Consider the following 22,967-nt stretch of genomic DNA (forward strand, 5'->3'; position numbering starts at 1 on the left):
TTTTGCTACTACTAAATATTTACTGTTACTTGGCTTGGTACAGTTGCGGACTCTGCGTGCTCGTCTCTTTTGATCTCACACCCCTATGCTACCTGCTGCCCTCGATTTGTTCCACGGCTTGAATCCCGCGCTGAAAGTGCTCTTGCCAGCCGTCGTGATTACTGCTACGCTGCTTATCAGCCGCGCACGGCACTTGTCATTTGCCACGGATCTTGGGCTCGTGCGTCCACCTACCAAGCCGCTAGTGGGGTGGGTGCTGTTAGCCCTAGGCTGGATGCTAGCGACTGATTACGTGCTGCACTGGCGTGGAGCGTTTGACTTCAGCCCGTGGCAGGCCCAGCCACTGTGGGTATCCCTAGCGCGTGTACTCGGCGTGGGCCTTGTAGGACCTGTTGCCGAAGAACTCGTCGTCCGTGGCTTGGTGTTCTCGCGGCTACGCCAAGCCGGTTTCGCCGCCATCGTCGTAATTTTATTAACGGCGGCAGGCTGGTCACTGCTGCACCTAGACTATTCGCCAGCGGTCATCTTTGTCATTTTTATCGAAGGAGTACTGCTCGGGGCGGCCCGCCAGTACACAGGGTCGTTGCTTGTGCCCATCCTTATGCACATTGCCTGGAACCTGTATGCCGTCTGGTAGTTGCCTCCTACCGGAGGGGCTCATGAGAACTAGCCGACTTGCCTTTATTTTACCCCGCCAAGCTTCTCGTTCGATCAGCGCACCAGGGCAGCTTTTTGTTGCTGTTTGCCTTATAGAAGGAAGACTCCATCCTCACTTAGCCGTACCTGCGCCGCGGGCCATCCGCTGCTATGCACCGCAACAAAACCCCTGGCTCTTGGAGAACTACTTGGCGGTCGAACCTCGTGGTCAAGACCGTTACACCTTTCTTACCTAGAGCTCGCGCGTAGCAGGTTGTACGAACCCCACATATATTCAGAAGGCGCCACGCGAACCCATACTGGGCGTTGTGTTGTACCAGAATACCAACATTCGATACTTGTTTCTTGCCTAGTCTCACCGCTCGTCTTAACGTCATAGAAAAGCTGCACATCCTTTCTGCGCCCGCTGCTATGCCGAGCAACTGGAATACCAGCGGCCATCCTACCACCACGCAAGGTATTCGGGAGGTCGTACGCAAAGCGCTACCTAATCAGGCTCCGACCGAAACGGACGCTGGGAAGAGTAGGAGCAGCTGATGGCCCGTCCGCAGAGCGCCATTCAACTCCGCAAAGACGTAGAGGAGGCTCCCAAGAAGAATCGAGCGCCCCGTGCGACGAAGTAATATTACAATGCTCAGTATAAAGAAAAAGCCCAGCCATATGGCCGGGCTTTTTGCTATCTTATCAGCCAGCAACAAATGGCCTTACCTAGCCCAATAGTATGACGCTAAAGACCAGCCTCCTCGCTCTACTGCTAGCCGTCGCTACCCTTGCGTCGGCCAAAAAGCTGGAACTGCCCATTGAAATCATTGCTTCCCAAGCAGAGTATATTGTCGTCGGGGAGATCGTCTCTGTTCAAGCTAGCACCTACCAGTTTCACGTAGCCAAATATGTCAAAGGCAGCGGCAGCTCAACCGTGACGGTTCAGCAATTTGAGGAGTGGACGTGTGATGTACGCTACGCCAAAGCAGCCAAAGGACAACGCCTGGTGTTGTTTCTGCAGAAACACAAGGGTGCGCTGGAATTGATCAATGGCAGCAGCGGGGAACTACCCATCCTCAACAACAAGGTCACGTTGAAAAATGAGACGTATGCCTATCAGTATGGCAAACCATTCGTACCCTATTCGATTCCCTTACCGGAGTTTGCAACCGGTCTCAAGAAGTTTGTTCGCTATTTTACCATCCCGACAGACCCCAACGCCCGTTTCTCTTTTGCTCCCAGAGCCATCGTGCAGGTAGGCAGCACCAAAGAAGTAAAAGCCTTTCGTGCTACGAGCAAATTCGCGGGCTGGCTCTACGAGCGAATAACGTCACGTTATATAATTGCCAAGGCATAGAGTATTTGATAAGATGAATTCTTACTAAGCAGCTATCAATGGGGATGCAACCTAGCCGCTACGATGCCGGCTCTTGAGGGTAGCTATGGATAGTTTCTCTTTCAAGGTTGGCTACTCTACCTCCCCGCAGGCGTCTATGCCAATACGCGCTTGCCATCCGCCCAGCACGCGAGCGCGCCCTAGCGGCAGAAGCCACCTCACCTGGTCACTATTCAGTTGGGGCTTGGTCTTGCTGCTGCTCTGGCGTAGCCTCCCGGGCCAGGCGCAAATACGGGTAAGGGGTATCATCCTAGACGCAGAGACCAAGCAGCCCGTGCCGGCGGTCACCATTCGCCTTGGCTCCGGCCTCGCAACTAGTTCGAGCACAGATGGTGCCTTTTCGCTCACCGCGCCGACCAGACCCGACACCATACGACTCGCTCGCCTCGGCTATGCTCCCTTGACCGTAGCCGTGCCGCCCGGACCATTCCCCACGTTCTACCTGCACCGGCAACAAGCGCTGCTAAGCCCCGTGGCGATTACTGCCCACCGCTGGGTAGGACGCAAGATCGGCATCACGAGTGCGCGGGCGCTGGTTCACTTCACCGACGGCACCTTACCCCCAGGGAAGCCCGTTGAAATTGCTCAACTGATGCGAGTGGGTACCGCCGGGGCGGCCCTGACTTCCGTCAACCTCTTGCTGGCAGCTGATTGTGCTGACAGTAGCACCGTCGTCGTGCGATTCTACCGCCTCGAAGAAAACCAACCGACTACCGTGCTGGTGGACCAGCCGCTTACCTACCGTGTGGCCCTGCGGCAGGGCTGGCTGCGGCTCGACCTCGCGCGGCATCATCTGTATCTAACCCAGGACTTTGTCGTGGGGCTCACATTTTTGCCTGGTGCCAATCACGCTTGTATCGTGCCCGTTGACATTAAGCTAGGTGGTAGCGCCAAAAGTTTTGCGCGGCCCGCTGGCGCTGTCGAGTGGCGCGTACCACCCCATCATTACCGCCTATATATCACGGCGCAGATGCCAGACCACGCCGTACCTGCCGGCGTGAACGAGGCCGAGAACCGGGAGACGTCCGCTGCCGCGCGTCTGTATTCCGAAGTGGTACAAGACTCCTTCTCGCTGTTTGTGCAACTTCCCAAAGGCTACGCGCACTCCCTGCGCCGCCACTACCCGCTGGTGGTGCTCTTGGACGGCAATGTCTACTTCGATCAAGTCAGCGAAGCGGCGCGTCAACTCCCTCAGCGCGAGGCCAGCATCCTGGTGGGTGTGGGGCGGCCCACGGTGCTGCAGCAAGACTCCTTGCGCCAGCGGGATTACACGTACCCCGCGGCACTGCCCGCCGACAGTATTCCTTTATCGGGTGGCGGGCGGCAGTTCTTGTCCTTCTTGGAACAGGAACTGCTTCCGTATCTGGACCACACCTACCGGATCGATTCTACGCGCCGTACGCTCATGGGTCATTCATTGGGCGGGTACTTTACCTTATTTGCGCTCGTCGAAGGGCTCAAAGCAAAGCGGGCAGGCTTCAGCCAGTATGTGGCAGCGAGTCCTTCGCTTTATTATGCCAATCAGTACTTGCTACAGGAATTGACGACGCTCACGCCAACGATTCCACCTGATCCATTGCGGGTCCGCCTTACCATTGGGACCCAAGAAATGACGCCGACGACAGAAGGACGCGCCAACCAAGCCGCTTTTCAAAAAGCATTAGCCTTGTTATCAGCTCGTAAGCTAGCCCCGCTTACCGTGGAGCATACCATCTATCCTAGCTATCGTCATATGGAAACAGCCATTCCCACCTTTACCACAAGCCTGCAAACTAGGCAACATGCGCCAGCAACTGGCGGCAAATGAGAGCAGCCGAGAACCTGCTAGAATACGTTGAGGCTATCACTTACCCAGTAAGCCGGGTTACTGTCCACTCCATTTAATCGCGGCCAATGCCCCTACGGGAAGTAGTAGAAAGAGTACATTACTCAGCCGAAAATTGATTCAGCGATAAGCAGTATTAGACAGGATCGTTATCCAGAGGCAACGGTTGCACTCATTGCCGTATCTGGGTCATATCCTGCTTATTACTGCTGTATGTCATTTGCTCAACGCCTGTGCCTGCTGCTTGGCAGTGGAATCTGTCTCTTGCTACTCGGAGTTCATCCGCTGACGGCTCAATCGGTGCAGAAACAGCACCTGCTTTCCAGTGACCCGACTCACTTATACCGGACGAGGAAGGTAAGCCACGAACTCGCGCTCTACCTGCTTCCTGCCCAGTCACCTACTCCGCGAGGCGTACTGCTTTTATTGCCCGGCTTTGGTGGCCCGGCTGAAAGCGTCTTTCAGGAAACTGCCCTCGGGCAAGAAGCCTCTCAGGCTGGCTTCGTAACGGTAGTGCCGACCCTGAATAACCGGCTATATCTGGATTCGTCCAGTATGTATTTCCTTGATGACGTGCTGCGACACCTGCTTCGGCAGTATCCAAGCGTCGGCCCAAACTTGGTTATTGGCGGCTTCTCGGCGGGCGGGCACTTGGCCTTAACCTATGCCGAAACCCTCGTTGGCGATACCACGCGCCTTCCGTTACGCGTCAAGGCCGTATTTGGCGTGGACCCGCCCGTGGATCTGGCCAACTTCTGGCAAACGGGACAACGACGTATTGCGCAAGCGTGCAGTCCGTTGCTGGTGCGAGAGGGCCGATCGATGGCCGCAACACTCACCCAGGCATTCGGCGGTTCTCCAGAGCAGGTGCCCGGCGCCTACCGCCAGTACTCAGCTTTTTCTAGCAGCGATTCTACCGGTGGCAACCTAGCTCTGCTCCGAACCATTCCGGTGCGCGTGTACTGCGAGCCGGATTTGTCTTTCTGGCGCGAACACTATTGCCCCACGATGCAACTAGAAGACTTAAATACACCTATGCTTCAACAACTGATACACTGTTTGCAGCGGCAGGGCAACAGGCAGGCCGAGTATCTTGAAACGAGAGGAAAGGGACGAGTTGGCAAGCGACCTTTTCCGCATTCTTGGTCGATTGTCGATGCGCCTGAATGCATCCGTTGGTTACAGCCCTATACGGAGCAATGATTATAATAAATCATAACAGCGTCAAGCAGCTAGCCTTGCATCGCTATAGCAGCCGAGAATCCCTTCGTGCGAGTCGTCTTTGACTAGGCAACCGCTTATTTGATTTTCAATTCCGGAATCAGCGGGTCCGTTTCCACCAGTTCTAACTCCTGCACCATGGCCAACGTGCCCTGCTTGTACTTCAAAAAATGTGGCGTTTTGATATGAGCCTGATACGCGGCTTCGTCGGCGTACATTTCGAGAATGGTGAGGTGATTCGGCCGCTTTTTTTCAAATACGGCGTACAACGTGAGCACCCCCGGCTCCTTCTGCATGGCCGCCTCGACTCCTTCTTTTAGCAGCACTTTGTAACGGGCGAGTTGCGCGGGATCAATTACGAGGCGAGCGAGCCGGACTTTCTGCGGCGTGGGAGCCGCTGGTTTAGAATTCCAGCTGCCCACGATCAAGGCTACCCCGACCAGGAGCGCCACTTTCAAGAGGGGGTTGGGATACGTTCATGTGCCGAAGACGTGTAGAGTGAAAACGGATGAAGGACGTGCTTTTTGGCTCACCCTTTTACCCAAGGTCAAAAGTAGGCAGCTACGCGCCGGAGTCAGAGATTTCTCCTCTGTTTGTTCCCTGACACCCACCTTGTTTCTCATTCGATTAGCGCACGAGGGCCGTTTTTTGTACTGCGGATTCCATTAGATGAAGTAGGCGCTCGTCAGTTTCTACTTGCCCCCAACAGAACGCTCTTAAGACGGTTCTTTTTAAGCATCTTAACGAAGACCTATATGGACACGCCCTTTGTGTTGGAGCAATTGTATGAGGCTCCACTTGCTCAAGTCTGGCATGCCTTAACGGAACAAGACCAGCTGCGCGCCTGGTATTTCCCGCAATTGCAGGAATTCAAGCCCGTGGTGGGTTTCGAATTCAAATTTACGGATGAGGGGTCTCCCTACCAGAAAGAATGGCGGGTAACGCAGCTCGTTGCGGGAAGGAAGCTTGCTCACAGTTGGATGTACAAAGGCTATCCCGGTAGTTCGGAAGTAACCTTTGAGCTAGTGGCTGAAGGGAATAAAACCCGGCTGGTCTTGACGCATACGGGCTTAGCCAGCTTCCCGAATGACCCACACTTCGCCCGGCGGCGATTTGAAAATGGGTGGCAGCAAATCTTGGGGAGCAACCTGAAAGAGCAGCTGAAGCTACCTTCTCTAGATTGACTACCCTAGCAAGCCCCTCTTAAAAGGGGCTTGCTACTTTTACACCAGCAGCAGTACACGCACTCGTTTTTAAACGCTATGTTGCATGCTTGGTGGTTCGCCGCCGTCACCCACCTCCCTAACCACACCATGATTGTAGCATCCCCCGCCACTGCTGGGCGGGAAACGACTCCCTACTTTGGCCTCCTCGATGGCCTACGGGGCATCGCCGCGGTGGCTGTCGTGGTCTTTCACTTCATGGAATTCGCCGTGCCGGACTATGCCGACAACTTCATTGCCCATGCCTACTTCGCCGTAGATTTCTTCTTCTGCCTCTCGGGCTTTGTCATTGCCTGCGCCTATGACACGCACCTGGAGAAAATAGGAGCCGCGTCCTTCCTGCTGCGCCGCCTAATCCGGTTGCATCCCTTGGTGGTCATTGGGTCGTTTCTGGGGCTGTTGACCTTTCGCCTGGACCCGTTCAGTGACTTGTATACGGCGTATGCGCCCAAGGTTCTGCCGCTCTTGGTCACCTCGTGCCTGCTGATTCCTTATCCGCTGGTGCCGGAACGGTACTTCAACCTGTTCCACCTCAACCCGCCCACGTGGTCCCTGTTCTGGGAGTATGTTGCCACTGTCGTGTATGCCTTCGTGCTGGTCCGCGTGCGCCCAGGCGTGTTGCATATTCTCACTGGGCTGGCAGCCGTGGCCCTTATCTACGAGGCGCACGCGGCCACGAACCTAGCCGTAGGCTGGGGTGGGGAAAACGTGGGGGGCGGCGCCGTGCGGGTCAGCTATTCCTTTCTGATGGGCCTCGTCGTGTATCGGGCGCAGTGGATTCTGCCCACCCGCCTAGGCTTTCTCTCCCTGGCACTGTTGCTGCTGGCGGCCTTTCTGCTGCCGTTCGCCAAGCAAGTGAATTGGCTCACCGACTCGGTGGTCGTGCTCTTCTACTTTCCTTTTCTAGTAGCCCTAGGCGCCGGGGCACGCATGACGCTACGCTCCGCCAAGCTCTGCACCTTCTTGGGCGCAATTTCTTATCCGCTCTACATGATCCATTACCCTTTCTTGTGGATCTTTTTGAGCTATATCGAAAAGCAAAAACCACCGCTGAGCACCCTAGCTGTGTTGATTCCGCTTGGAGTGCTCTTCTTAGTGCTCTTAGCCTATGGCATCATGCGCTTCGTGGATACCCCGCTTCGCAGCTACCTGAGCCAGAAACTGAAGCTAGAGCAAGCAGCCGTTTCCTATGGTAAAGTAAACCGCTGAAGCTGCAGAGATATTAGGCAGGAATCCCGTTTTTAGAGACCTTACAATTAAGAAGTTCAATGGTATCCGCAAGCATATGAGGTATCTTATCGTCTTCTTGTTATTTATCTCTTCGCAGGTAACCGCCCAAGTACCCGCGTTATATAATCACGTGTCTAATGAGGTGCATCTACTTCATTCTAAGGTGCTCCAGCAAGACCGCCAACTCTACATTCAGGTCCCACACCTCGATTCGGCAGCGGCCAACACGGCCTTGCCCGTGCTGTATCTGTTAGACGGGGAAAATCATTTTCACCTGCTGGCAGCCTATATAGAATACCTGAGCCATTGGCAGGTTATCCCCCCGATGATTGTCGTAGGCATTATCAGTGTCGACCGGGTAAAAGACCTGACGCCGACCAACAGCGTCCTCAACTTTTCCGGCAAGGTGGATTCCAGCTACAAAACATCGGGTGGGAATGAGCCGTTTCTGACCTTCGTGCAGCAAGAATTGATGCCCTACGTGGAGGCGAAGTATAAGACTAGTGCTGTCAAAATACTGGCTGGCCATTCGTTCGGTGGCATTACCACGCTCAACTGCCTACTTACCCGCCCTTCCCTGTTTGATGCTTACATTGCCATCAGCCCTTCCCTGTGGTTTGCCAATAAATTCGTTTTACACTTGACAGAGAAACGCCTCCCACAGCTAGCGTTGGCTAATCAAAAGCTGTTCTATAGTGTAGGAAACGAGGACGGTTCTTTCCGACAGGACGTAGTAAGGTTTGATCGCTTAATCAAAAAAGGGAGGTTGAAAAACCTTGAGCACCGCTACAAGGAGTATCCCGCTGAATCCCACATGAGCGAACCCATTCCAGCGTATTACGATGCCTTGCGATTTATCTATAAGGATTGGAAACCCGATTCGGTAAAGTGATTGCGTTCCGCCAGGAAACGTAGAAACTACCGCCAACGCGTTTGACTAAACGCCACTGCTTTTAAGTAGAAAGCCCCTCATGATAAGAGGAGCTTTCTGGTTTTACAGCGTGTGATCCCAATAGCTAGCTCATTAAGCGAGCCAGCAACTGGTTGAACAGCCCCGCTTCTGCTTGCAGGGCACCAAAAAACTGGGCGTCGGCCGGCTCCATCACCGCCTGGGCTTGCCGCAGCAGGCTTTCGCCGGCAGCAGTCAGCTGCAGCGTCTTGGCCCGGCCGTCCTGCTGGTGGCTGTGACGCTCAACTAAGCCTTTGCGCTCTAGTGTCTGCAGGACTTTGGAGGTCATCATCTTGTCGGTCGTGGCGTAATCGGCCAGCCGTTGTTGGGTTACCACTTCCCCCTGCCGGCTCAGCCAGTACAAACCAGCTAGCAAGGAGAACTGCGTCAGTGTGAGGCCAAGCGGACGCAGGTGCTGGTTCATGCGCAAGTGCCAGCCCATGGTGACCTGCCAGAGCAGGTAGCCCGTGTTTTCCTCGGGCTGCGTATAGGAGAAGATCGGCTTATCCTTCATGGCAGTCGGCAGTCAGGGTCATATGAGTTAATGCCAAGTCTACAGCGGGAAGAGCCAAGCAGCAGCGGGCGACTTCGCCCCAGTACCAGGACTTGCTCACGTGGTGGGCACTTCTTGCAAGGTTAGCCAATAGCCATCCGGGTCGGCAATGATAGCCGTGTTGCCAAAGGGCGTAGCCTGCACGCCGCGGATCAGACGAGCCTTGTCCTCTAGACGCTCTAGAAAGGATGCCAGCTCAGGCACGCCAAACCAGAGACTCACGCCCCACCCGAGCTGGCTGGTAGCTTGTAGATCTACTAGGGGAGTGCGCAAGGCGAATAGGGCGCCACTCTGGGTAACGAACAAACAGGCGTCGGGAGGAGAGGAGGGCGTCGGCTGGAAGCCAAGGACCTCGGTGTAGAACTGGCGCGAGGCCGCTAGGTCGCTCACTTGGAGCGAAACAAAGCCGAGTTGTGTGGGACTGGTCATAAAGAAAGCATTTAGTAGTTGCGACTACCAAATGTAGTAAACGCAGGTGACATTTCCTTGGTGGGAGTCGGTAACGGCTGCCCGTACTCGCATTGAAAAACGCTTAAATGTACCTCGGTGATCAGTGGCATTTTTCAGCACAAAGCAACGGGCTTAGTTGCGCGCTTTAGAGGCTCACGGCTAGATCGCTGATGAACAGACGACTACTGTGGCGGTCTGATCCCGCTAAAAAGCGTAAGGCGGTGGCAGTGAAGGAAACTGAGGGCTCCTAAATGGGCACGTGCTCACCACCAGGAATAAGCCATAATTGGGCATCGGGGACCGAACGGGCGAGTGTTACGGCAATGTCTACGGGGAAAAACGGTCACAATCCCCGTGCACCACCAGCGTGCGGGCGGTAATGGTGGCTAGACGCTGCGGCGTAAAATCCATGTTATCGTAGTGGTCAGCCAATGCGTTGAATTGCAACAGGAGCCCCTGCAGTTGTGTTTCCCCGCGTTTGGCGCATTCCTGGTACATGGCGTGTACGGGCGGAGGCAAGGTGCGTACCGAAGCGGCCCGCATGATGGCCCGGGCCTGCTCTGGGAAATAAGTGGTGGCACTGATTACCACCATCGCGTTGAGGCGTTTCGGTTGGCTCGTGGCCAAGTGCAGCAGCGTCATGGCCCCGGAACTCATCCCCATGGCGGAGCAGTGCTCTACACCCAGCATGTCCAGCAACAGCAGCACGTCCTGGGCCGCTTCCCGGTGCGTGAACCGGTTTCCCGGATTGGTGGAGTAGCCATGGCCGCGCAAGTCCACCAGCAGCAGGCGATGGTGCTTGGCGAGTGCAGCAGTGAAGGGCAGCCAGTTCTGGGTACACCCGCCGAAGCCATGCAAGAGCAGCAGGGGCTTGCCGGCACCGTACTCCTCGTAGTACAGTTCCAGGTTGCTGAGCGCGACGCTTTGCCCGCGTGGATTGAGAGGTTGGGGAGCGTAGGATGTGGCCATGGATGTGCCAGTGGAATAGCGACCTAATAATATAATCCTGCTGCAAAAGGAGGAACACCTACAACGATCGGATCATTCGCACTGTATCAGCTGACGGCCTGAAACAGCTATCCTGCACCGTTACAGCAATCAAGAATCACTTGGCCTTTGAAGCTGCCTAGACTCTTAGAACGACATGAAAGCAGCAAGCCCTGCATGTGAGGAGCTTGTTGCTTGACTCTGTGTCCTTTTTCAACAGTCGAGTCTCCTTTTCTACAAGTTCAGCACTGCGCGTATTGCGAGCGGGCAAGGAACCGTTATAGCAAGTACGAAACATTTCGTGTACCTTGTGCCGAACAACTTTCTCTCGGACCTAGCCTGCTTTTAGCTTTATGCGAAACTGGTTTCTGCTGCTCAGCCTCTGCGCACTTGTAGCGCGTGCACTTGCCCAAACCGCTCCGCTCTACGATCCGACTACCCGCTACACTATACCGCAGTTGCAGGCAGACCTAGCCTACGTACGCCATGCGCTAGAGGAGGCACACCCGGCCCTGTACTGGTACACGCCGAAGGATTCCCTCGACCGCGCCTTTAACCGCGCCGCCGCCGCTCTCACGCATCCCATGGACGAGCCCGAATTCTGGCGCCTGCTGCAATTGGTGGTAGTGCAGCTGCACTGCGGACATACCCGCGTGCAGCATTCTCCCACCTACCGCGCCTGGTTTCGACGGCAGCCACACGCGTATCTACCTTTTACCGTGGCCATCCGCCAGAACCGCCTGTTTGTGGCTGAAAACCAGAGCAGCACCCCTGAATTATGGCCTGGTACCGAGATCTTAGCTCTCGACGGGCATCCCACCTCCGAGGTGCTGGCGCGCTTACGCTCCCTGATTGCTGCTGATGGTTACGGCACGGGCTTTCAAGACCATGAACTGGAAGCCGGCTTTTTTGACACCTACTACTGGGACTTCTACGAAGCCAAACCCGTATACCCGCTGCTGGTAAGGGACAGCACGGGCTGCCAGCACTTGCTGACGCCCCAGCCCCGCCTGCCCCGCGCCGGCGCCGCGAAAGTCCCCTCTCCCGTGAGCGCGGAGCAGGAGCGCGCGCAGCAACTGGCCCGGCAGTGGTCCGTGCGCTACCCCGCCGAACTACCCGCGACGGCGATCCTGCGTATCCGGGAGTTTAGCTACGATCAATTCACGGATTACCAACAGCTCCACACCCGCTTCTTTACGGACCTGGCGCAGCGCCATACCAAGCGGTTGGTGATCGACTTACGCGGCAATCTCGGCGGCAACATGCAGCTGGCCAGTGACTTGCTTAAGTACTTGCTACAAGCCGATTTTGTGCTGACAAAAAGCGCGTTAGCACCCGTATTTATCCCTTCGTTTCTGCAGCCTGATTCTACGAAAGCTGCTTACTTCGATACGACCCAGGTCAGGCGCCTGCCCGAGGGGGTATGGGGCTTTGCCAGTCCTAGTGTCGGCGTACAGCACCCTTACCCAGGACGTTACTTTCAGGGGCAACTCGTGTTGCTGGTTGATGGGGGCACCTTCTCCGCCGCATCAAACTTTGCGGCTAGTCTGCGGGCCCAACGGTCCGTTCTGCTGCTGGGTCAGGAGACGGGAGGAGGCGAAGCGGGCACCAGCGGGGGGCATCTCTCGCGCCTGGAATTACCCCAGACGCACTTAGTGCTGCAACTGCCTCATTTTCGGCTATTGACGGCCTGTGCTCACCCGCAGCTCGGGCGAGGGGTTCGTCCCGACCAAGAAGTTGTGCCGACGCCTCAGCAAATAGCGAAGCACGCGGATGCTGTGCTGCTGCAATTGCCGAAGTTGCTGCAATAGTTTCGAACGCAACAAAGCAAAGGCATCTACGACCTACTGAAGAAGCGACGTCACTCGGACAAGCCCCGCTGATGGGTTGTTCTTTCTGGATCCTGGGTAATAATTTGCCGATAACGTACTGCAAACACTCTCTCCTAGAACATTATAAGCTGTTCTTGCTTACGCTCGATAAGTTAGAGATTGTTGGGAGTAAGGCGTTGTAAAAAGCCCGTTTACTTAAATGATACGGGCAGAAACTGCTCTGTGCATGTGCGAACACCGATTGGGGATAATCTTGAAGCTAGGCTCTTGGTTCACTCCTACGAGCGTAGTGTTAGGCTAGACCCGTCCCAACCAGACGCGGAAGGTCGCTCCCTGGCCTTCCTGGCTCTCTACCTCGATCCGTCCGCCATTGGCTTGCACGATGCGGTTGACTAAGTACAAGCCCACCCCTGACCCAGGCGTGTGCCCGTGCAAGCGACGAAACAGGTGAAACAATTCGTGACCGTACTTCTGGGCATCGAAGCCTAAGCCATTGTCTTGCACCACCAACACCGGCTGCTCGTCCGCCACTTGCACGGCGAGGTAAATACGCGCCGGGCGGTCTGGGTCAGCGAATTTTAGGGCGTTACTGAGCAGGTTGAACAGCACCGTCCGCAGGTTAGCGCGGGGGAAGGACACGGCGGGACAGACCGCGAAATCGGTGGTGATGTGGGCGCGGGCAGCCTGCACCTGAGGCGCCAAGGTGCGTAGCACTTCCGCCGTTATCTCCGCCAGCGCCACGGTTTCAACCGGCCCAGTACTGGCCTGCTGGGCGTGCCCGAGCGCGGCCAGTTCGTCGATGGTGCCATTGAGCTGCTGCAAGGCCTGCCGAATTAGGGGCAGTAGGAGTTGCTCCTCCGTGGGATTTATCCCCTGCACACTACGCAGCAGCTCATCGAGCAGTCCGGCCAGGTTATGCACGGGTTGTTTCAGGTCGTGGGAAGCGGCATACACGAAGTTGTCGAGGTCCACGTTGCTGCGCACCAGCTGCTGGTTGGTGGCCTGCAGCTGCGCGGTGAGTTGCTGCAAGGCTTGCTCGGCCACTTGCTGCTCGTGCACGTCCAGTACCACGCCCACCAAGCCGGCATAAGTGCCCGCCGCGTCAAAGCGTGGGGTAGCCGCGTCAATAGCCCAGCGGTAATGCCCGGCGGTGTTTCGCAGCCGGTAGACTACCCGGAACGGCTCCTGTCGGTCGTTGGCGGCGCGGAAGGCCGCCGCCGTAGCGGATGCATCCTCTGGGTGCACCGCGTCCAGCCAGCCATACCCCAAGGCTTCGGCTTCGGTTTGCCCGGTGAGCTCATACCATGGTCGGTTGAGGTAGGTACACGCGCCCGCGGGGTCGGTTACCCACAGAATGGCCGGCACATGGTCGGCCATGCTACGGAAGTACTGCTCACTCTCGAGCAAGGTGTGCTGCAGATGCTTGAGCTCGTGAATATCGATGGCCGCGCCCACCCATTGTACCACTTGCCCGGCCTCGTCTCGTACGGGCACCGCCCGGTCCAGATGCCAGCGGTACGCGCCGGTCGCGGCCACGCGCAGGCGCAGCTCGGCCTGAAACGGCTGGCCGCTGCGCACGGCCGCGTGCCAGGTCTGTAGCATCGGCGACTGGTCGTCGGGGTGCACGGCTTGCAGCCAGCCGGTACCGAGGTCGGTACCCGTGTAGCTAAACTGGGCCCAGTTTGGGCTTAGGTAGGTGGTATTGCCCGCCGCATCGGCTTCCCATACCACTAAGGGGCTGGTCTCGGCTAAGCGGCGGAAGCGGGTTTCGCTTTGCTGAACCTGCTGGCGCATGCGCACCTGTTCGGTCACGTCGGTGGCGAAGAATACGAGCCCGTCCACTTCGCCCTGGGCGTTGCGGCGGGCCTGACAGGTGAAGGTTCCGTAGATGATTTCCGGCACCGCGCCTGCATGGCGGGCTAGGTTCAGGGGCATATCCTGACTTGAATAGGCGCGCCCGGTGCGGTACACTTCGGCCAGAATAGAGGGCATAGGCGAGTCGGCCACCTCGGGCAAGGCCTCGAGTAGGGGTCTGCCCAATAGGTCCCGGCCGGGAAACACGCGTTGGTAGGCCGGATTGACTAGCTGGTACACCCACGCGGGGCCGTCGAGCACGGCAATGGGTACGGGGGCTTCCTGGTAGAGCTGGTACAGCAACTGGCGTTGCTGCTCGGCCGCACGCCGACTGAGCACCTGCTCAGTGACCACATAGGCAAATACGGTCACGCCCGTAATGCGCCCTTCCTCGCGAAAGGCGTTGTAGGTGAAGTTGAAGTACTGTAGCTGGGCCGGGCGGCCGTCGCGTGGGTCAATGGCCAACGGCATTTCCACCCCCACGTACGGCTCTCCGCTCTGGTACACCTGGTCTAGTAAGGCCACAAAGCCGCTAGCAACGGCCTCGGGCTGCACTTGGGCCAGCATCTGGCCGCGCATGTCGCGACCCGGAAACAGGGCTTGATAGGCCGGGTTGTAGTAGGCCAAGGAATGTTCCGGACCACGCAGCAAGCACATGGCGGCCGGACTCTGTTCAAATACCTGATACAAAGCGGGCTCTGGGAAAGCCGTGGGCAGAGGCGGAAGGGAAGGGAAAGGATCAGTCAACGTAGATCGGCGGCAGGTATCCGTCCAAGGTACGCACGAATGCCCCAGCAGAGAAATAGGTGCCCCCTCTGATGGCCGCATCCCTGCGGCGCCAGCCAAGAAAGCGTTGTATCCTTCGGGCCTTCAAACCTGCGGCAGCGGGTGTAGAGCAACTGCTACAGGGGTATCGTGTAGCTGCGAGACGGTGTCGCGGGCCTCTGCGTAAATTTCAGCTTGGTGTATCGCCCCCGCTTGTCTCGCTGTACAATGGAGCTCCCGTTACGAATAGTACCATTCTGCGTGCTAGTGAGATGAGAGCTGCTTTTCAGCGGAATGCTTCACAAAATCCACCGTTCTTGGTAGCCACACGGTCAACGTAGCGTCGGACCACATCACGATAAGCTGATCGGTACTACGTTACAACTGGCAGCTACTTTCAAAAAATGGATCATGGTGTCTTTATCTCCGAAAGAACACAGTGGCTTATTCACTTGCCATGATCCCACTACCTAGCCTGCCGACCCGTTCGCCTGCTCGTCGCGGCGTTCGTCTACCACGCGGTGGATACGGCAGCGTTTCATTAAGGGTAGAGCTATTGCGTTCATCCAGTTGAACATACGCCTGCTCGGTGGTGTCAGCCACAGGCTAAAAGGATTTCCCGCTCACCACTGGAACTGCTCGTAAGTACCCACAGGGCAGCGAAGCACGCTTCTGTACGTGTGCAATGGCTCTTCTCGTTCTTACAATACCAGCGCCGCCGCACTGAGGCCTCCACGGCTTCTTTAGAGCGGCCGCAACTACTCAGCTTACCGCGCCGAGGCCTTCCCCTGGGGTTGGCCAAATGCCTCGGTGACGCCCTTGCTCATTTGCTTGAGTAACACGCCCGGGGCCAGGCGACTCATATAGTGTAGGATCTTCGACAGGCCGGGGTAAATTTCCAACCGATCGTGCTGGAGTCCGTTGATGGCTTGCGCGATGAGCTTACTTGGGTCCATCAACATACTCTCCTCCAGCACGTTGGTAAACGGATCCGCCAAGGATGTTTTGGCGGCAGGCGCTACTAGTTCAAATACCTTGACCGGGGTGTGCTGCAACTGCACCCGCAGGGCTTTGGTGTAGGCGCGCAGCCCGGCCTTGGTGCCCCCGTAAATCGGCGCCAGCGGAAACGGGGTTAGGGCGAGGCCCGACGTGACGTTCAGGATGGCGGCCGTCGGTTGGGTTTTGAGGTGGGGCAGGAATTGCTGCACCATCCGAATAGGGCCCGATAGATTGATTTCTACTTCCCGGGTGAGGTCGAGCAAGTCTAGGGTCGGGTCTTGCAGGTCGAGCTTGCGCATCTCCCCGGCATTGTTAATTACGATGTTGAGCGCCGGAAATTGAGCCACTACCTGCTGGTAGAGCTGCCGGATGGCTGTAAGGTCGCTCACGTCACTTTGGAAGGTATGCACGCCGGGCAAGCGGCGCTTGGTATCGTCGAGCTTGGCCTGGTTGCGGCCCGTGATGAGTACGGTGTTGCCTAGCTCCAGCAAGCGGGCCGCAAACTCGTAGCCCAAGCCGCTAGTACCGCCGGTGATGAGGATCGTATTATGGCGTAAGTCCATGGGTTTCTAGGAAATAATGACCTAGCAAAGGTCTGCCTAGTGAACCACGAGGTGTTTGCGTTCAGCAATCCATCTTTTGCAAAATTCACACCTAGGCTTACAGCCGAAAGGCGCCGGGCGAAAAGGAGGTTTGCCGTTTGAAGAAGTTGGAAAAATGAGCCACTTCCGCAAAGCCGAGGCTGTCGGAAATTTCCGAGATGTTCCAGTTGGTTTGCTTGAGCAGCAGCTTGGCTTCCTGGATTACGCGACTGCCAATCAGCTCGGTAGTCGTGCGGCCGGTGTGCTCTTTTAGCACCTTATTGAGGTGGTTGACGTGCACAGCCAGCCGGTCCGCGTAGTCTTTCGCCGTACGCAGTTGCAGCTTCTGCTGGGGCGTTTCGATAGGAAATTGCCGCTCCAGCAGCTCAATAAACAACGAAGACACCCGGGTCGTCGCGTTGTGGGCAGGGTAGAGTGCCGTGACGGGCTGCAACTTCTGCCCGATGTGAATGAGTTCGAGCAGGTACGTGCGCAGCAGATCGTATTTGTAGGCGTAGTTGGAGCCGATTTCCCGGTGCATCTTCCGAAAAAGGGCGTCGATTTCCGCGCTTTCCTCGTCGCTCACCTGAAACACGGGGTGGCCGCCAGCTTTGAAAATGGGCAGCTCATCAAGCACGACCCCGCTCTTGGCCGGCAGCAGAAAGGCCTCCGTGAAGATGCAGAAGTGCCCTGCTTGCGCGGGGTCCTGCGGCACCCAGTGGTAGGGCACCTTCGGCGTGGCGAATAGCAGCGCATTCCGTTCGATATCAATTACTTTGTCCGCGTACTCGGCCCGGTTGTGCCCGCTGATCAAGCTGATTTTATAATACGCCCGGCGGTCATAGGGCATCACCGGTTTCTCGCGAAGGCGGTGAAATAACGCCTGAATGTCAAACACATTGAAGTGCCCGATTTCCTTCTGAATATCGGGTGGCAACAACGCATTCAGTCCCGTGTCCAGGGCAGTGGTGGCCTCCTGGTAGAACTGGTCGAGGGAAGTGGGCTTCATCAGGCAGCAGATTTGCGAAATTCAAAGGTAGTGCTTTACCACCTTGCCTAGGTTTAGTAAGGTGGTAAAGCGAACTACGGGTTGCACGAGAGTAGAAACCGAAAACTCCGCTCAGAAACTTGGGCTAGCTGTCCTCACCTGCTGCCTAGACGACCTAGCCGGTTCTGGGTGCTTATCGGCTGTTGAGAACAGCAAGCGCGTTCGGGTCTGCTTTACGACTGCTCTACCGGTGCAGCATGAAGTGCTTCTAAACGCTGCTGATGCTGGAGCGTTTTGCCATCGAACGGGGCTGTTGCCAGTACGCCTTAGTTCTAGCTACGGCCGGTTATCGCTAGAGGCAGTAGCCGTCCATTAGCTCGGCCGCTACGCTGGGGAAGCTCGCCGCGCCAATGCCTGCACCCGGGCCAGCAGCTCCCGGAAGGCAAACGGCTGCACGACATACTCGTCGGCGCCCAGCTGGAAAGCATCCACCTTGTTGTCGGTGGTACCTAGGGCCGCAAGCATAAGAATGGGCACGGTCGCGTCGCGCCGACGGATTTGCTCGCACAGCTCATACCCGTTGAGGCAAGGTAAGCCCACGTTGAGCAGGATGACGTCGTACGTATTTCGTAAGGCTAGGTGTTGGCCGATTTTGCCGTCGAAGGCGACATCTAGTTCGTATCCTTCCTCCTCAAACCCCATTTTTAGGATCGAAACTACTTTTAATTCGTCCTCTACCAACAGAAGTTTCATAGGCCTTACTGAAATGGGTGCACCAGGCCTATACAGCCACACTCGTCGTGTTGGCCGCCGGGCTTGCTTATCCAGCCAAAAGTATTTGATACTCTAGCAGGTTGATATTAGAAGTCCATTAGATTAACCAGCTAGGTCGGTACGCGGAGTTTCAACCTAGCTACTAGAACTTCCGGTGGTGATTACTTAAGATTAGGGGGTAATTGCTGTAAAGCAGGTCTGCTAATGCTATCGGCTTGCCAGTTCTACCTGCAACGGCTCTTCGTTGGTAATTTCCTCGTTACCGGCTTTTAGCACCACGTCCCCTGCCTTCAGCGAACCAAACACCTGAATCTGCCCTCCGCTTTCGTCGCCTTTCTGCACGTCTACTAAGTCGGCGCGGCCATTCACGATGCGGATAACGTAGGTGCGTTCGGCCGTGCTAACTACGGAGGAGCGTGGCACAAACAGACTGCTTTTAGCAGCGGTGACGGGCAAGCTGACCGTCGCAAACATGCCCGGCCGCAGGCGGTTCTTCGGATTAGGCACGTCGATTTCGATTTGCTCGGAGCGAGTTTCGGGACGCACGCTGTTGGCCAGGCGGTTGATGATACCAGTAAAGGTTTCGCCGGGGAAGGTGCGGACCATAAACCCCACCGAGTCGTGCAGGTGAATACTACCCACGTACGCTTCCGGCACGGCGAGGCGCAGACGTAAGCGGTTAAGCTGACGAATCTTGAAAATGGGTAATGCGGTTTGGCCACCCGGTCCGACAAAGGCTCCCGGGGCTAGGTTACGTTCCGTCACAACGCCGGCAAAGGGCGCGGTGATGCGCAAGTACCCCGCCATCTGGCTAGCCGCTTCGTAGTGCGCCCGACCCGCTGCGACCAACAAGCTGTCGGATAACGCTTTGGCGTGGGCCTGCTCCAAGTTTAGGGGCGATACGGCACCGGCCGTGCGGCTGGTTACCAGCAAGCGGTGGTAGGCCGCCCGGCTGGAGCTATAGCTAGCTTGCGATGCTTTCAACTGGGACGACGCCTCGCTCAAGGCCGACGTAAGCTCGGGCGCTTCCAGCTCAGCGAGCAGCTGCCCTGCCCGCACGGGGTCGCCGATGTCGGCGTGCAGGCGCTTGATGTAGCTGCTGACGCGCGGGTAAATGTCGGTTTGGTAGTAGCTATCTAGCTCACCCGGTAGGCTCAGCGAACGAGTTGGTTGGGCGCCTGTGACTGGCACAACATCATAAGGCATTTCTTTAACGGGTGCTTCCGTCACGACCTCTTTCGTGTCGCCGTTGCCGCAGCTCGCGAGAAAACTTACGCTAGTGAGCAAACAGGCCCCTAGGATACTTTGAAAGAAAGAATGAGCGGTGTTCATACCCGTTTGGAAGGCTAATAAGTAGATGCTGAAATCAGCTTGTTTCGTTGTGTATTGAAGGCGCATGCGGCTGCATGCGTCCTGTATCGACCGGCGAGCAGGCACGCGCTAGGCGTGCATAGGTTCGGGGGTACGCTCTGCGATGGCCGCCAACTCGCTGCCATCGTAAGTGGTGCTTTCCGGATCATCCGGGTCGAGGGAGACAGAGTCGAAGGTTGTTTTGCGCTGCACGGCGGCAAACGCTACGGGCAGAATGAACAGCGCAGCCAACGTCGAGGCGAATAGCCCCCCGATAACGGCGCGGCCAAGAGGCGCCGTTTGCTCGCCCGATTCTCCTAGGCCCGAGGCCATCGGAATCATGCCGAAAATCATAGCAATCGACGTCATTAGAATAGGGCGCAGCCGCGCAGCCCCTGCCGTTCGTGCCGCCGACACGGCATCGCGGAAGCGCAGGCGCAGGCCCTCCGCATTGGTCACGACCAGCACCGCATTGGCCACCGACACGCCCACCGACATGATCAGGCCCATGTACGATTGCAGGTTCAGCGTTTGGCCCGTGCCAAGCAGCAGGAGCAGCGCACCTACCAGCACCGCTGGCGCCGTCACGAGCACCACACCGGCCACCTTAAAAGACTGATAATTGGCAGCTAAGAGCAGAAAGATCACCACGACGGCTAGGCCTAGGCCCGTTTGCAAGCTGCCCATTGTTTCCTGTAGCAGCATCGAAAGGCCCCGTAGCTCCACCACCGACCCTTTAGGCGGCGCGCCTACTTCTTTCAGGGCTGCTTGCACGGCGCGGGTGGCCGAACCTAGATCTTGCTGGTGGATGTTAGCCGATACCGTTACGATGCGGCGCGGACCAATGCGGTCATATTGGCCGGGCTCAGTGGCGGGGCGCAGCGAGGCGACGTCACCGAGGGTGGGACGCAGTTGACCGGGTACCAGCGGAATGCTCTGCATATCCGCCGTGGAGCGCATTTGCTGGGGTTCCATTTGCACTTGTACCTGGTAGGCAAAGCCTTTGCTCCGGTCCAGCCACAGGTTTTTGGCCGTAAAGCGGCTGCTCGACGTAGCCGCCACCAAGGATCGAGAAATCTGGTCGGGCGTAAGGCCAAACTGGGCGGCTCGTTCGCGGTCAATCTGGATTTGCATGGTGGGGTAGCTCAGTGGCTGGTTGATGCGCACATCGCGCAGCGACGGAACTTTCTCTAGCCGGCGCACCAGCTTTTCAGCATATTGCTCGCCTTCTCCTAGGTCTTTGCCGCCCACCAAAATCTCGATGGGCGTTTGGGCGCCCTGGCTCATGATCTTGTCGGTGAGGCTGATGGGCTCGAAGGTAATCTTCACATCCGGCAGGTGCTTGCGCACGGCCACCCGAATCTGCTCCTTCAGCGCATCCAACGATTTTACTTCGTAGTGCTCGGCTAGGTTCACCTGCAAATCGGCTTCGTTGGGGCCGGAGTTGAACACGTACAAGGCGCTCGTGCCATAGCTAGAGGGCGTCATGCCGACGAACGCCGAGGTGATGGCCACATTTTTTGGTCCTACGATCTGTTCGATCAGTTGAATGACCTCTTTAGTACGCTGCTCGGTGCGCTCAATGCGCATGCCCTGCGGCGCCAGAATGCGGAGTTGAAATTGCCGAGCGTGCGTAATATTCGGCATCATATCCTGCCCAATGCTGGTGAAACCCCAGCCAATCAGCACCGCGCACACTACGCCGTAAAGCGTCAGCACGAGGGCGCGCCGGGCCAGCAGCCTGTCAAGTAGGCGCAGATAGCCCCGCTTCACGCGCTCAAAGCCCGTGACCTTTTCGGGTTGGTTGGGGTAGGTGTGCGCCGAGCTAGGTTCGTGCGGGTGGTTTTTCAGCCACCAGTTGGCCACCACCGGCACAAACGTCTGCGACAAGATATAGGACACGATGATAGAAAAGCCCACCGACAGCGACAATGGAATGAACATGCCGCGCGGTACGCCCGTCATCAGGAAAGCCGGCGCGAATACCGCCAAGATGCTCAGTGTGATCAACAGCAGCGGAAACGACACTTCCTTGGAGGCATCCAGAATGGCTCTGGCCTTGGGCTTGCCCATTTCCAGGTGCTGGTGAATGTTCTCAATCACTACCGTAGCCTGGTCGACCAAGATACCAATGGCCAGAGCTAGCCCACTCAGCGTCATGATGTTGATGGTCTGCCCCGTGAGCTGCAACAGCAGCACGGCTGCCAGTAGCGACACCGGAATGGTTAGAATAACGATGATGGAGCTGCGGAAATCACCCAGGAATAACAACACCACCAGTCCGGTGAGCAGTGCTCCAATGCCGCCTTCCACCACCAAGCTGTGCACGGCCTGGGTCACGTATACCGATTGGTCGAACTCGTAGCTCAGGCTGATGTTGTCGGGCAGCAATGACTGCATTTCGGGCAGCTTGGCCTTCAAGGCATTCACCACATTCATGGTCGACGCCTCCGCCGACTTCGTCACCGGAATATAAACCGAGCGCTTGCCGTTAACCAAGGCGTAGCCCACCGGCACGTCGGTGGCGTCTTCCACGGTAGCTAGGTCGCGCATAAACACCGTTGGTCCCACGCCTTGCCGCAGCGGAATATCCAGAAACTCGCTCACCTTCTCCAGCACCGCGTTGCTGGGGGTCATGATCATGTAGTCGCCGATACCAACCGAGCCGGCGGGTGCTACTTGGTTGTTTTTCACCAGAGCCGCTACAATTTGGTCGGGCGTCAATTCATAGCTTTTCATGCGCTCAGGGTTCACCCGAATCACGATGGTACGCTCGTTGCCTCCAAATGGCGAGGGTGCCGACGCACCCGGAATCTGCGAAAACAGGGGGCGGATACGAGTAGAAGCGAGGTCTTGCATTTGCCCCAGCGTAGCCGAGCGGCTGCTAAACACCAGCTGCCCCACCGGCAAGCTCGACGCGTCGAAGCGCACCACCGTGGGTGGCACCGAGCCGGGCGGCAGGTAGTTCAGCACGCGGCTTACCTGGTTGGCCACCTCGCCGGCGGCTTGAGCCATGTTGGCGTCTTCGTAGAAGGTACATTTCACTAGGCAAAGCCCTTGTATATTCTTCACTTCCACGTCTTTAATACCCGATACATACAGCATCTGATTTTGGTAGCGCGTGGCAATGAAGCCTTCCATCTGGGCCGGCGCCATGCCGCCGTAGGGCTGCGCGATGTAGATCGTGGGCAGATTCAGGCGCGGAAAAATGTCCACCGGAATGCGCCCCAAGGCCAGCACGGCAAATACCAGAACGCCGAGCAAGGCCACTATCACGGCAACTGGTTTGGCTAAAGCAGCTTTAATCATGAGCGAAATAGGAAGTGAATGGGGCCGTAAGCTGATGAGTTA

The 22,967-nt window shown here is 57.0% G+C and carries 19 protein-coding genes; 9 read left to right on the forward strand and 10 right to left on the reverse strand.

Annotated elements, in window-relative coordinates:
• Positions 1 to 85 precede the first annotated feature (85 nt).
• The 5 genes from BXP70_RS23865 (at position 86) to BXP70_RS23885 (ending at position 5,063) form a co-directional block, all read left to right on the forward strand.
• On the forward strand, positions 86 to 637 hold the full coding sequence (locus BXP70_RS23865) for a CPBP family intramembrane glutamic endopeptidase (RefSeq protein WP_086596645.1): 552 nt from the start codon (positions 86 to 88) through the stop codon (positions 635 to 637).
• Positions 638 to 1,002: 365 nt separating this feature from the next.
• Positions 1,003 to 1,194: a hypothetical protein gene (locus BXP70_RS29625; protein ID WP_143436658.1), complete on the forward strand. Its 192-nt coding sequence runs from the start codon at positions 1,003 to 1,005 to the stop codon at positions 1,192 to 1,194.
• 184 nt (positions 1,195 to 1,378) lie between these two features.
• Positions 1,379 to 1,996: a hypothetical protein gene (locus BXP70_RS23875; RefSeq protein ID WP_086596647.1), complete on the forward strand. Its 618-nt coding sequence runs from the start codon at positions 1,379 to 1,381 to the stop codon at positions 1,994 to 1,996.
• Between the two features lie 136 nt (positions 1,997 to 2,132).
• Positions 2,133 to 3,842, forward strand: coding sequence for an alpha/beta hydrolase-fold protein (locus BXP70_RS23880; protein WP_179197803.1), 1,710 nt, complete (start codon positions 2,133 to 2,135; stop codon positions 3,840 to 3,842).
• 231 nt (positions 3,843 to 4,073) lie between these two features.
• Positions 4,074 to 5,063: an alpha/beta hydrolase gene (locus tag BXP70_RS23885; protein ID WP_143436659.1), complete on the forward strand. Its 990-nt coding sequence runs from the start codon at positions 4,074 to 4,076 to the stop codon at positions 5,061 to 5,063.
• Positions 5,064 to 5,158: 95 nt separating this feature from the next.
• Here BXP70_RS23885 and BXP70_RS23890 read toward each other — a convergent pair whose 3' ends face one another.
• Positions 5,159 to 5,533 (reverse strand): putative quinol monooxygenase, encoded by a 375-nt coding sequence (locus BXP70_RS23890; protein WP_245849734.1) that lies wholly within the window; start codon positions 5,531 to 5,533, stop codon positions 5,159 to 5,161.
• A gap of 141 nt (positions 5,534 to 5,674) precedes the next feature.
• Here BXP70_RS23890 and BXP70_RS23895 point away from each other — a divergent pair, with 141 nt between their 5' ends.
• From BXP70_RS23895 to BXP70_RS23905, 3 genes are all read left to right on the forward strand, one after another.
• Complete coding sequence (locus BXP70_RS23895; RefSeq protein WP_218779854.1) at positions 5,675 to 6,265, forward strand: SRPBCC family protein; 591 nt, start codon at positions 5,675 to 5,677, stop codon at positions 6,263 to 6,265.
• A gap of 129 nt (positions 6,266 to 6,394) precedes the next feature.
• Positions 6,395 to 7,513, forward strand: coding sequence for an acyltransferase family protein (locus tag BXP70_RS23900; protein ID WP_086596707.1), 1,119 nt, complete (start codon positions 6,395 to 6,397; stop codon positions 7,511 to 7,513).
• Positions 7,514 to 7,697: 184 nt separating this feature from the next.
• Entirely contained in the window at positions 7,698 to 8,426 is a 729-nt protein-coding gene (locus tag BXP70_RS23905) for an alpha/beta hydrolase (RefSeq protein WP_179197804.1), read from the forward strand.
• Positions 8,427 to 8,550: 124 nt separating this feature from the next.
• Here the strand turns inward: BXP70_RS23905 and BXP70_RS23910 are convergent, their stop codons facing one another.
• From BXP70_RS23910 to BXP70_RS23920, 3 genes are all read right to left on the reverse strand, one after another.
• Entirely contained in the window at positions 8,551 to 8,997 is a 447-nt protein-coding gene (locus BXP70_RS23910; RefSeq protein WP_086596653.1) for a MarR family winged helix-turn-helix transcriptional regulator, read from the reverse strand.
• 96 nt (positions 8,998 to 9,093) lie between these two features.
• Entirely contained in the window at positions 9,094 to 9,465 is a 372-nt protein-coding gene (locus BXP70_RS23915) for a VOC family protein (RefSeq protein WP_086596654.1), read from the reverse strand.
• A gap of 348 nt (positions 9,466 to 9,813) precedes the next feature.
• Positions 9,814 to 10,455 (reverse strand): alpha/beta fold hydrolase, encoded by a 642-nt coding sequence (locus tag BXP70_RS23920; RefSeq protein ID WP_218779855.1) that lies wholly within the window; start codon positions 10,453 to 10,455, stop codon positions 9,814 to 9,816.
• A 371-nt stretch (positions 10,456 to 10,826) separates the two neighbouring features.
• On the opposite strand from BXP70_RS23920, the gene BXP70_RS23925 reads away from it, so the two are divergent.
• Complete coding sequence (locus tag BXP70_RS23925; protein ID WP_086596655.1) at positions 10,827 to 12,284, forward strand: S41 family peptidase; 1,458 nt, start codon at positions 10,827 to 10,829, stop codon at positions 12,282 to 12,284.
• A gap of 318 nt (positions 12,285 to 12,602) precedes the next feature.
• Here BXP70_RS23925 and BXP70_RS23930 read toward each other — a convergent pair whose 3' ends face one another.
• From BXP70_RS23930 to BXP70_RS23955, 6 genes are all read right to left on the reverse strand, one after another.
• The gene (locus BXP70_RS23930) at positions 12,603 to 14,906 is read right to left on the reverse strand and encodes a PAS domain-containing sensor histidine kinase (RefSeq protein ID WP_179197805.1); all 2,304 of its coding nucleotides are present in this window, start codon (positions 14,904 to 14,906) and stop codon (positions 12,603 to 12,605) included.
• A 785-nt stretch (positions 14,907 to 15,691) separates the two neighbouring features.
• Positions 15,692 to 16,486, reverse strand: a complete 795-nt coding sequence (locus tag BXP70_RS23935) for an SDR family oxidoreductase (RefSeq protein ID WP_086596657.1) — start codon at positions 16,484 to 16,486, stop codon at positions 15,692 to 15,694.
• A 97-nt stretch (positions 16,487 to 16,583) separates the two neighbouring features.
• On the reverse strand, positions 16,584 to 17,513 hold the full coding sequence (locus BXP70_RS23940; RefSeq protein WP_086596658.1) for a helix-turn-helix domain-containing protein: 930 nt from the start codon (positions 17,511 to 17,513) through the stop codon (positions 16,584 to 16,586).
• A 363-nt stretch (positions 17,514 to 17,876) separates the two neighbouring features.
• A complete protein-coding gene (locus BXP70_RS23945; protein WP_086596659.1) occupies positions 17,877 to 18,245 on the reverse strand; it encodes a response regulator transcription factor in 369 nt (122 codons plus the stop codon).
• Positions 18,246 to 18,473: 228 nt separating this feature from the next.
• The gene (locus BXP70_RS23950; protein WP_245849732.1) at positions 18,474 to 19,664 is read right to left on the reverse strand and encodes an efflux RND transporter periplasmic adaptor subunit; all 1,191 of its coding nucleotides are present in this window, start codon (positions 19,662 to 19,664) and stop codon (positions 18,474 to 18,476) included.
• A 42-nt stretch (positions 19,665 to 19,706) separates the two neighbouring features.
• Entirely contained in the window at positions 19,707 to 22,925 is a 3,219-nt protein-coding gene (locus BXP70_RS23955) for an efflux RND transporter permease subunit (RefSeq protein WP_086596660.1), read from the reverse strand.
• Positions 22,926 to 22,967 lie beyond the last annotated feature (42 nt).

The sequence above is a fragment of the Hymenobacter crusticola genome, assembly GCF_002154225.1.
GTDB classification, from domain to species: domain Bacteria; phylum Bacteroidota; class Bacteroidia; order Cytophagales; family Hymenobacteraceae; genus Hymenobacter; species Hymenobacter crusticola.

Bases quoted from the DNA above. Each gene is read 5' to 3' on its own strand.
- BXP70_RS23865 (WP_086596645.1), top strand. From the start codon at position 86: ATGCTACCTGCTGCCCTCGATTTGTTCCACGGCTTGAATCCCGCGCTG.
- BXP70_RS23875 (WP_086596647.1), top strand. From the start codon at position 1,379: ATGACGCTAAAGACCAGCCTCCTCGCTCTACTGCTAGCCGTCGCTACC.
- BXP70_RS23880 (WP_179197803.1), top strand. From the start codon at position 2,133: ATGCCAATACGCGCTTGCCATCCGCCCAGCACGCGAGCGCGCCCTAGC.
- BXP70_RS23885 (WP_143436659.1), top strand. From the start codon at position 4,074: ATGTCATTTGCTCAACGCCTGTGCCTGCTGCTTGGCAGTGGAATCTGT.
- BXP70_RS23900 (WP_086596707.1), top strand. From the start codon at position 6,395: ATGATTGTAGCATCCCCCGCCACTGCTGGGCGGGAAACGACTCCCTAC.
- BXP70_RS23910 (WP_086596653.1), bottom strand. From the start codon at position 8,997: ATGAAGGATAAGCCGATCTTCTCCTATACGCAGCCCGAGGAAAACACG.
- BXP70_RS23915 (WP_086596654.1), bottom strand. From the start codon at position 9,465: ATGACCAGTCCCACACAACTCGGCTTTGTTTCGCTCCAAGTGAGCGAC.
- BXP70_RS23920 (WP_218779855.1), bottom strand. From the start codon at position 10,455: ATGGCCACATCCTACGCTCCCCAACCTCTCAATCCACGCGGGCAAAGC.
- BXP70_RS23925 (WP_086596655.1), top strand. From the start codon at position 10,827: ATGCGAAACTGGTTTCTGCTGCTCAGCCTCTGCGCACTTGTAGCGCGT.
- BXP70_RS23935 (WP_086596657.1), bottom strand. From the start codon at position 16,486: ATGGACTTACGCCATAATACGATCCTCATCACCGGCGGTACTAGCGGC.
- BXP70_RS23940 (WP_086596658.1), bottom strand. From the start codon at position 17,513: ATGAAGCCCACTTCCCTCGACCAGTTCTACCAGGAGGCCACCACTGCC.
- BXP70_RS23945 (WP_086596659.1), bottom strand. From the start codon at position 18,245: ATGAAACTTCTGTTGGTAGAGGACGAATTAAAAGTAGTTTCGATCCTA.
- BXP70_RS23950 (WP_245849732.1), bottom strand. From the start codon at position 19,664: ATGCGCCTTCAATACACAACGAAACAAGCTGATTTCAGCATCTACTTA.
- BXP70_RS23955 (WP_086596660.1), bottom strand. From the start codon at position 22,925: ATGATTAAAGCTGCTTTAGCCAAACCAGTTGCCGTGATAGTGGCCTTG.